This window comes from Amycolatopsis sp. SID8362 (genome assembly GCF_010550475.1).
GTDB classification, from domain to species: domain Bacteria; phylum Actinomycetota; class Actinomycetes; order Mycobacteriales; family Pseudonocardiaceae; genus Amycolatopsis; species Amycolatopsis eburnea.
The window spans coordinates 1-245 of sequence record NZ_JAAGNB010000816.1 but is presented as its reverse complement, the minus strand read 5'-3'; the positions used below and the strand labels follow the sequence as shown (position 1 = coordinate 245).

Genomic DNA, 245 nt, shown 5'->3' with positions numbered 1-245 from the left:
GGAGGTCGACGCGGATCGGCAGGAGAACCGGCCGGCCGTGGTCGAGGGCGGCGTCGAACAGCGCCATACCCTGCTCGACCGCGAGCGGCGGCATGCCCGACCGGGCCATCCGCTCGCGGTCGGTGCCGGTCAGGGCGCTGGTCATGCCGGTGTCCCAGGCGCCCCAGGCGAGCGACGTCGCGGGCAGCCCCAGCTCGTGGCGGTGCTCGGCGACGGCGTCGAGGAAGGCGTTGGCGGCGGCGTAG

The 245-nt window shown here is 75.9% G+C and carries 1 protein-coding gene; it reads right to left on the bottom strand.

Features of this window, described 5'->3' with window-relative positions; genetic code table 11:
- Positions 1-245 (bottom strand): KR domain-containing protein (locus tag G3I65_RS25000; protein WP_160698259.1); only part of this gene is annotated, 245 nt, incomplete at both ends.